8 protein-coding genes are annotated in these 8,518 nt (G+C 69.0%); all 8 read right to left on the reverse strand.

The genetic code is table 11. The features are described from left to right. Positions 1-66: 66 nt before the first annotated feature. On the reverse strand, positions 67-1,716 hold the full coding sequence (locus tag BW39_RS15645) for a PepSY-associated TM helix domain-containing protein (protein ID WP_043822829.1): 1,650 nt from the start codon (positions 1,714-1,716) through the stop codon (positions 67-69). After that, the gene (locus BW39_RS15650) at positions 1,713-2,051 is read right to left on the reverse strand and encodes a hypothetical protein (protein ID WP_043822830.1); all 339 of its coding nucleotides are present in this window, start codon (positions 2,049-2,051) and stop codon (positions 1,713-1,715) included. Before BW39_RS15650 ends, BW39_RS15645 begins: the two co-directional genes overlap by 4 nt. Continuing rightward, entirely contained in the window at positions 2,032-2,304 is a 273-nt protein-coding gene (locus BW39_RS15655; RefSeq protein WP_013801746.1) for a hypothetical protein, read from the reverse strand. The genes BW39_RS15650 and BW39_RS15655 overlap by 20 nt, the downstream gene beginning before the upstream one ends. A 79-nt stretch (positions 2,305-2,383) precedes the next feature. After that, positions 2,384-4,537, reverse strand: coding sequence for a TonB-dependent receptor (locus tag BW39_RS15660; protein ID WP_043822832.1), 2,154 nt, complete (start codon positions 4,535-4,537; stop codon positions 2,384-2,386). A gap of 147 nt (positions 4,538-4,684) precedes the next feature. Continuing rightward, on the reverse strand, positions 4,685-5,584 hold the full coding sequence (locus tag BW39_RS15665; protein WP_043822833.1) for an NAD(P)/FAD-dependent oxidoreductase: 900 nt from the start codon (positions 5,582-5,584) through the stop codon (positions 4,685-4,687). Continuing rightward, entirely contained in the window at positions 5,571-6,056 is a 486-nt protein-coding gene (locus tag BW39_RS15670) for an Rrf2 family transcriptional regulator (protein ID WP_043822835.1), read from the reverse strand. The genes BW39_RS15665 and BW39_RS15670 overlap by 14 nt, the downstream gene beginning before the upstream one ends. 66 nt (positions 6,057-6,122) lie before the next feature. Beyond that, positions 6,123-7,115, reverse strand: coding sequence for a tripartite tricarboxylate transporter substrate-binding protein (locus BW39_RS15675; protein ID WP_043822836.1), 993 nt, complete (start codon positions 7,113-7,115; stop codon positions 6,123-6,125). 49 nt (positions 7,116-7,164) lie between these two features. After that, positions 7,165-8,313: a porin gene (locus BW39_RS15680; protein ID WP_043822838.1), complete on the reverse strand. Its 1,149-nt coding sequence runs from the start codon at positions 8,311-8,313 to the stop codon at positions 7,165-7,167. Positions 8,314-8,518 lie beyond the last annotated feature (205 nt).

Genomic DNA, 8,518 nt, shown 5'->3' on the forward strand with positions numbered 1-8,518 from the left:
AGCGGGGATGGGCCGGCCCACCAGGCAACCGGCCCACCTGCGCACTCCCATGGCGTGCCGGCCAAGTCAGCTGGCCGGTGCCGGCGAGTCCTTGGTGTCCTGATGCGCCGGCTTGTCGCGCGGCGCGGCCCACACACTGTCCCGCGGGCCGCTGCGCGTGCGCCGTGCCGTGGCACGCGCCATCCAAGCCAGGGCCAGCACGCCGGCCACGGCCGTCAGGTCCAGGCCGATCAGCGAGGTGTCCACCCACGCGCCGGTGCCTGGCGCCAGCCAGCCCAGCAGCGATGACAGCGCGATCGCGGCTGTGCAGGCAGCGGCCAGCCACAGCAAGGCCGGGGCCGCGCGCGCTGCGCCGCGCACGAAGGCCCAGGCCATGCTGGTGAAGAACACGGCGTAGTAGATGCCCATGTGCCATGCGGCCAGGTCATCGACGCGGCCCGGCAGCCACTTGGCGGCGGCAATGGTGGCGGAAATGCCGGCCACGCAGCCCAGGCAGACGCCGACGGTGGCCGAGGCCATGAGGGCCGTGTCGCGCCGCTGCACGGGCAAGTCTGTGCCCTTGCGCTGGGCCTTGCGCCGCGTCTCCACCCACAGCAGATTGCCACCGTAGAACAGCCATGCGCCCGCCAGGCCCAGCAGGAAGTACAGCCACCAGACCGCGAGTCCGCCGAAGGAGGCCATGTGCAGCGCGAAGAAGCTGCTGATGAACAGGTTGGGCGTGCTCTGCCCGCCCGGGAGGTAGTCGGCCGAGATCAGCTTGCCGCTGTACGGATCGAGCATGGCAAAGCCGCCCACGGCACGCGGCGATACGGCCTGGGGATTCCTGCCCCAGACGCGCACGGTGGGCTTGGGGCCGGTGACCTGGGCGTACTGCAGTCTTTCGGGCTCGAAGCCGGGCGCGGCGGCCTTGACGATCTCCACCAGCTGCGAGGGTTTGAGCATGTCGGCCGGATTGCGTGGCGGCGCGTCCGGGGCCTTGCCCGAGGGGCGCGCAAAGGCCTGGGCCCATTGGCCTTCGTGGATCAGCCTGTCCTGCACGTCGAAGATCTGGTCGTGGTAGGCGAAGACCACGGCGCTCAGGGCCATGACGATGTGAAAGGGCAGGCTGACGATGCCCACCACGTTGTGCGCGTCCAGCCACATGCGCTTGAGGTTCCTGCCCACGCGCAGTGCGAAGAAGTCCTTGACCAGCGAGGGCAGCAGGATCACCACGCCCGACACCAGGGCCAGGAAGTACAGGGCCGAGATCGCGCCCATGATCCAGCGGTTGGGGTCCGAGTCCACGGGCAGGCCGACCACGCGGTGCAGCACGTCGATGAACTCCACCAGGCGGGACGGGCGCTGCTCGCTGATCTGCACGCTGCCGTCGGCCGACAGCTGGGCCGTGTAGTGGCGTACTGCGCTTTCGTCATGGTCGTCGGCCTTGGGATCGCGCACCTGCCATTGCAGGCGCGGTATGGCGTTGTCGCCCTGCAGCTGCACGATGGCGCCGCGCGCGGCCGCCGGCGTGCTGGCCAGGGTCCGGGCGATCAGCGGCTGCACCTCGTCCATGGGCACGGCCTGCACCACGGCGGCAGGCGGCGTGGACCATCGCCGGATGGGTTCCTTGAACACCGTCAGCGCACCCGCGTAGAAGGCGATGAACAAGGCCATGCCGCTGAGGATGCCCGTCCAGGTGTGTACGGATTTGTAGATGCGGATGTAGTCGGCTCTCATGACAGGCCTCCTGCGCTGCTGTGCATTGCCGCGCGCACCAGCCACCAGGCGGACAGGGCCAGCGCGTTGGCCCCGCCCAGCCAGGCCCAGGCGCGCAGGCCGCTGGAAAAGAAATACACCAGGGACTGCACCAGCAGCCAGACCGGCGGCACCAGCCACATGACCAGCTGCCCGCTCACCGCCAGCGGCATGCCGTGCAGCAAGGCGGCCAGCAGGCCACTGGCACTGATCGCCAGGCCCGGGCCCAGCAGCAGGCCAGCCAGGGTCTTGGAGATCCAGTCCGGCCGGATGGGGGCCGGCTTGCGCGGGCGGGCCTCAGGGTGTGCGTCGGCCATGGAACAGCGCTCCGATATAGGGCAGCAGGGCGAAGGCCAGCATCAGCAGGGTGAGCCAGGTGAACGTGGCGGCCAGCGTCCGCATGTCCTGGGCGAATGCCAGCCAGCCCGCTGCGAGCAGGCCGCCACCGGCCAGGAGGGCAGGCCGGCGCGGCCAGGCGGCCGCCCATAGCCGCTGGTTGGGCGAGGCGGCGTAGATGCACAGGCAGGCCAGCGAGGTGGCAAGCAGGCCGGCGACGGTGAAGAACGGCATGGAAATTCGATCGTGGGAAGCAAAAGACCCGGCGGGACACATGCGCCCCGCCGGGTGGCCCGCGCAGTGCGTCAGGCGGTCAGAACGACACGGTGGCCGACAGCCGGAAGGTGCGCGGTGCGCCGGGCATGACGAAGCCGTCGGTGAACATGCCGATCCAGTAGTTCTTGTCCGTCACGTTCTCCACGCTGGCATTGAAGCGCACGGGCGTGGCGCCGAACCTGGTCTCGTACTTGGCCATCAGGTCGAAGCGGTTCCAGGCCGGGGCGCGCAGCTTGTTGCCGGAGTCCACCCACTGCGAGCCGGTGTACAGCACGCGGCCGCCGACCGACAGGCCCTGCACGGGCGTTTCCCAGTCGATGCCGATGCGCGCGCGCAGCTTGGGCACGCCGTAGTTCTCACGGCCGGAGTTGATCTGGCGCGACTTGATGTACTCCACCCCGCCCAGCAGAGACAGCGTCTGCGTGAGCTTGCCGAAGGCGCTCCACTCCAGGCCCTTGAGGCGCTGCTCGCCATCGAGCACCTGGGCATTGCCGCTGTTGGTGATGATGGACGGCTTTTCGATGCGGAAGGCGCTCAGCGTGTGCGTGGTCTGGCCCGCCTGCAGCTTCACGCCCACCTCGCCCTGCTTGGTCTGCATGGGCGCCAGGGTCTCGCCGGTGTTGGCAAAGCCCGCGCCCACGGTGCGGCCGGGCTCCAGGCCTTCGGTGTAGTTGGCGTACAGCGAGACGTTGTCGCCCCAGGGCCGCACGACCAGGCCGGCCATGGGCGAGACGCGGCTCTTGCTGTAGTTGGACGACACGCCGTTGACCAGCGGCGTCTTCACCGTCTGGTGGCGTGCGCCCAGCGTCAGCAGCACCTTGTCGTTGGCGAAGCTCATCACGTCGGCCAGGGCCAGCGAGCGGAATTCGTTCTCGGTGGTGTAGCCCTTCCACTGCGGCGCGCCCGGGAAGGTGGGCGTCGTCGGCTCGTACATGTTGGTGGTGTAGCAGTAGTTGCAGGCCGTGTTGTAGGTGCCTTCCTTGTGCTTGAGGATGTTGAACGACAGTTGCAGACGGTGCTGCACGCTGCCCGTGCTCAGCTTGCCGATGACGCCGGCCTCGGCCGTGCGGCGCTCGGATTCGGTATGCACGTTGTAGATGGCGCCGCGCGTGGTGCCGTCCAGGCCCGTGACGATGGCGCGGGTGCCGAACAGCAGGCCCTTGCCCTGCGCCTCGGAGGCGCCGAAGGCGAAATAGCCCTGCCAGTTCTGCGTGAAGTCCACCTCGGCACGCGCCAGCAGGCCGCTGTTGTCGTACTGGCCGTGGGTGCCGCGGAACATGTTCACGTCGCCGCTGGGCGGTGCCAGCAGCCGGCCCACGCCGGGGATGGCCGCGCTGCCCAGGAAGCTGAACATGCCCGGGCTGCCGCCGTCGATCTTGGTGATGCTGTTGTACAGGTCCAGCGAGAAGCGGGCCCTGTCGCCCAGATAGTCCAGGCCCAGGGCGCCCACGCGGCGCTTCTGGCTCTCATCCTTGGCGCCCATGTCGCCCGAGCCGTAGACGCCGTTGAAGCGCAGGCCCAGCCGCTGCTCGGGGCCGAAGCGCCTGCCCACGTCGGCATGCATCTGCAGGTAGGAGTCCGAGACGTAGGTGGCCGTCAGGTCGGCCATGGGCTGGGCCAGTGCGCGCTTGGTGACCATGTTGACGGAGCCGGCCACGCTGGCCAGCGGCGGCATGCCGGACAGCAGCACGTTGGGGCCGCGCATCACCTCCACGCGCTCGAACATCTCGATGGGCACCGAATTGGCCGGCGCCACGCCGTACAGGCCGTTGGTGGCGATGTCCATGGCCGTCACATCCAGGCCGCGCAGGTTGAAGTTCTGCAGCAGGTGTCCCTTGTTGGTGGTGAAGACCACGGCCGCATCGTTTTCCAGCACATCCTGCAGCGACAGGGCGGACCAGTCCTCGGCCAGCTCGCGGGTGTAGGCGTTGACATGCACCGGCGCGTCCACGATGGAGGTGGCGCCCAGAATGCCCAGGCGTGCACCCTTGGCGGCCTTGCGCCCCGGTGCCAGCGTGGGCAGGTCCTCGCGCTCGTACTTGTCGCGCACGTCGATCTGCGACAGCGTCGGCGTCGTTGCGGTCGGCGCCTGCGCTGCATCCTGTGCGATCGCCGTGGACCCGGCGCCGGTGGCCAGCATGGCCAGAACAATGGAGTTGAACCGCAGCGCGCGGCCGTTGGTGGTGTGCATGGACTGGACTCTTGATTTGTGGATGTCAATGAGAATCAGTCTTAATTATATTTGCGGATTTAGTTAGCATGGGAAGTTGTTGTATCCACGCATCGTCCGGCGGGCAGTTGATCTGCGTCCATGCACGGGCCCAAGGCCCGCCCCCCATCACCACCCCATCATCGACCGGTGCGCGCCAATGCCCGCCATGGCGCCATCGCTCACCGCCATGGCCACGTTGCCGGCCGCGCGGGCCGCGTCGCCACAGGCGAACACGTTGGGGACGCTGGTGGCCTGGCCTTCCGCGACCTTGATGAAGGTGCCCATGGGGCCTTCTTCCAGGGCGCAGCCCAACTGCTCGGCCACGGGGCTGGCGATGCGGGTGCGCGGCTGGGTGAACAGGCCGTCCATCACCAGGCGGCGGCCGTCCTGCAGCACCACGTCGGCCCGGCCTTCCAGGCGGGCGATGGGCGTGGTCTCCACCTGGGTGCCCCGGCGCGCAAGGGTGGAAAGTTCTTCGGCGCCGGGCGTGTAGGCACCGTTGAGCAGCAGCGTGGTCTGGCCCCAGTCGGGCAGCATGACGGCGTGGTGGTGGGCCAGGGCCGAGCTGGCGATGATGCCGATGCGCCCTGCATTCATCTCGTAGCCGTGGCAGTACGGGCAGTGAAAGACGCTGCGGCCCCAGCGCTCGGCCAGTCCCGGCACGGGCGGCAGGCTGTCATGCACGCCCAGCGCCAGGACGAGGCGGGCAGCGCTGATGGCAGTGCCCGCTGCATGGAACTCCAGCCGGCCATCGGGCGCCACGCGGGCGTCTTCGGCCGTGCCGTCCAGCCACTGCACGGTGGGATAGGCCATCAGCTGCTGCCGGGCCTGGGCGGCGATCTGGGCGGGGGCGACGCCATCCTGTGTGAGAAAGCCGTGCGATGTCTCGCCGGCCTGGTCCACGAAGCGGTTGCGCCGCAGTCCGGCATCGACCACCAGCACCTGGCGGCGCGCACGCGCCAGTTGCAGCGCGGCGGACAGGCCGGCATAGCTGCCGCCGATGACGGCGAAATCAACGTGTTTCATGCGAGTGCTCCTGCAGTTGGTGCCAACCCTGGCCGCCTGCTGCGCGATGGCGGGCCAGGCGGGCGTGGAAGTCTTGGGACAGGGCAGCCAGCGTCACCGTGCCCAGGCGTGCAAGCAGGGCGGCCTCGGCCTGCTGCACCGCGTTGCTCAGGGCTTCGTTCACGGCCTGGGCGACCAGGCATTCGGGCCGGTCTTCCCTGAAGCCCAGCGCCACCAGGCCGGGCGCGCCCAGGGCCTCATGCACGTCGCGCAGCGTGGTGCGGTCCAGATCGCAAGAAAGCACCCAGCCCCCGCCATGGCCCTTGGCGGAGGTGACAAGGCCTGCATCGCGCAGGCCCGACATCAACCGGCGCAGCACGACCGGGTTGGTCTGCAGCGCGGCGGCGAGCATGTCGGAGGTGGCAGGTCCATCGCCCTCAGCCATGTGCAGCAGCACATGGAGGACGTCCGAGAATTGGCTGTTCTGTTTCATGCAACATTATTTGTTGCATGAGTGTGGCCTTGTCCCGTGAAGGGGAATGGGCCTGCCGCCGACTGATCAGGACTCGCCCGTGAACCCGATCTGCTTGACCAGCGAACTCCAGCGCTCGAACTCGGCCTGCTGGTCGGCCGCCATCTCCTGCTGCGTGCTGCCGCGCGCCAGCAGGCCCAGGGCGGCCAGCCCGTCGATCACGGCCTTGTCCTTGAGCGCGGCCGTGATGGCCGCGTTGGCATTGGCAATGGTGGTGGACGGGGTCTTGGCGGGAGCGTAGAAGCCGAACCATTCCTCCACCGTGACATCGGGAAAGCCCAGTTCGGTGAAGGTGGGCACGTCGGGCAGGAAGGGCGAGCGCTGCTTGCCCGAGGTGGCCAGCACGCGCAGGCGGCCCGCCTTCAGGTACTGCAGGTAGTCGCCGCTGGGGTTCATGGTGGCCGCGACCTGCCCGCCCACCAGGTCGGTGATGCTGGGCACGGTGCCGCGATAGGGCGCGTGCTTGAGTTCCACCCCCGAGCGCAGGCTCAGCAGCGCGCCCAGCAGGTGCGGCATGGAGCCCGCGCCCGGCGAGCCGAAGTTGGCCCGGTCGGGGTGCGCCTTGGCCCAGGCCAGGAAGTCCTTGAGGGTCTTGACCTCGGCCGGCACGGCAGGCCCCACGGCCAGGCCGTGGTAGATGACGGCGCCGATGGAGACGGGGATCGCATCCTCGGGCTTGTAGGTCAGCTTGGGGTAGATGTGCGGGTAGACCGAGAAGGCCGACACGGGCGCCAGCGCCAGCACCGAGCCGTTGGGCGGGGCGTTCTTCAGGGCCTCCACCGCGATGCGGCCACCGGCGCCGGGCTTGTTTTCCACAAAGCCCGGCCCTTTGCTGTAGGGCGTGCCGCCCAGCCGCTCGGCCACGCGGCGGGCCACACTGTCGCCCGAGCTGCCTGCCGGAAAGCCGTACATGATCTTGACCTGGTCCAGTGCCTGGGCCAGGGCCTGCAGTGGCGACAGCGACCCCAGGGCGGCGGCGCTGCCCAGGGCCTGGACGAAATGACGGCGATGCATCTGCATGGATGTCTCCTGGTGAAATCGAAAAAAGGAAAAGCTGGAAAGAACAGGCTCAGAACATGTGGCGGATGCCGACGTTGATGCCGGTCTGCGAGCGGCCCGGCGCGGTGTTGCTGCCCGGGGCGCCGCCGCTGACCGAGACGGTGGCCAGGCGGTCGTTGCGGATGTGGCCGAACTGGGTGTAGACCGCCGTGCGCTTGGACAGGTTGTAGATGGCGCGTGCCACCAGCAGGTCGGAGTCGTAGCCCGAGACGCCGCGGTATCGCAGCGTCAGCCACTGGGTTTCGAGCACCAGCGCCTCGGTGACCGGGTACGAGGCGCCCACGTACCAGAGGTTGCTGCGCGGCTTGACGGCGTCGCCATCGTTGTCGCGGCGCAGCAGGCCGCCGCCGACCTTCACGCCGGCCAGCTTGAAGTAGCCGCCCAGGTGCAGGCGCTCGTCATGCTTGGCGCTGGAGGTCATGCCGCCGAACACCGGGTCGGTGGACGAGGCCGGCGTGCGGCCGTTTTGCTGTTCGTAGCCCAGCGCCACGCCCCAGACGGGCGTGTCGTACTTGGCATACAGCGACCACTGGCGGCAGGCCTGCGTGTCCGATCCGCTCTCGCCCGGGCAGTTGGTGCCTGCCGGGCTGGGGCCTGCGTTGACGGCATCGCGCCCGAAGCTGTAGCCCGCGCCCAGCGCCAGGCCGCCGAAGTTGCCGCGCCAGGCCAGCATGTTGTCGGCGCGCGAGTTGGGAATGTAGGCGTCCAGCGAGCCCATGGCGAAGACGGCCGGGCCGATGATGTCCGAATCGAGCAGCGACCAGAACAGCATGGAGTTCTGGCGGCCCATGGTCAGGCTGCCCCAGTTGCCGCCCAGTCCCACCCAGCTTTGGCGCCCAAAGCCGCGCCCGCCCTGGTTGAAGGTGCCCTGGTCGGGGGCAAAGCCCGACTCCAGCGTGTAGATGGCCTTGAGGCCGCCGCCCAGGTCCTCGCTGCCGCGCAGGCCCCAGCGCGAGGGCACCAGGCTGGTGGTCGATGGCATGCGGCTGAGACCGCCGCCCGCCGCCACGTTGTTCACGTGTTCCACGCCCACATCGACGATGCCGTAGAGCGTGACGCTGGAGGTACCTTGCGCGAAGGCGCCGAAGCTGGTGCTGGAGCCGGCCAGGGCCAGCACGGCGGCGGCCGCCAGGGTCAGCGGGGAAGGGGTTTTTTGCATGGTGATGTCTCCTCTGGTTTGAAAAATCGTTGCCGTCTTGGCGTGGGTGTCCGCGCGCCTTTTTTTCAGGCGCAGCGGGGCCCGGCCCCGCCGGGCGGAAAGGAGACCCCGCTGCAGGACGTTCGGGCCCCCCCCGACCATGGGCCCCCGCCCACCGAGACCACCGCCGCGCGCATCGAGCAGTTCGACCGCCACACCAAGGCCA

Source organism: Delftia sp. RIT313, from assembly GCF_000632165.1.
In the GTDB taxonomy this organism is placed as follows: domain Bacteria; phylum Pseudomonadota; class Gammaproteobacteria; order Burkholderiales; family Burkholderiaceae_C; genus Comamonas; species Comamonas acidovorans.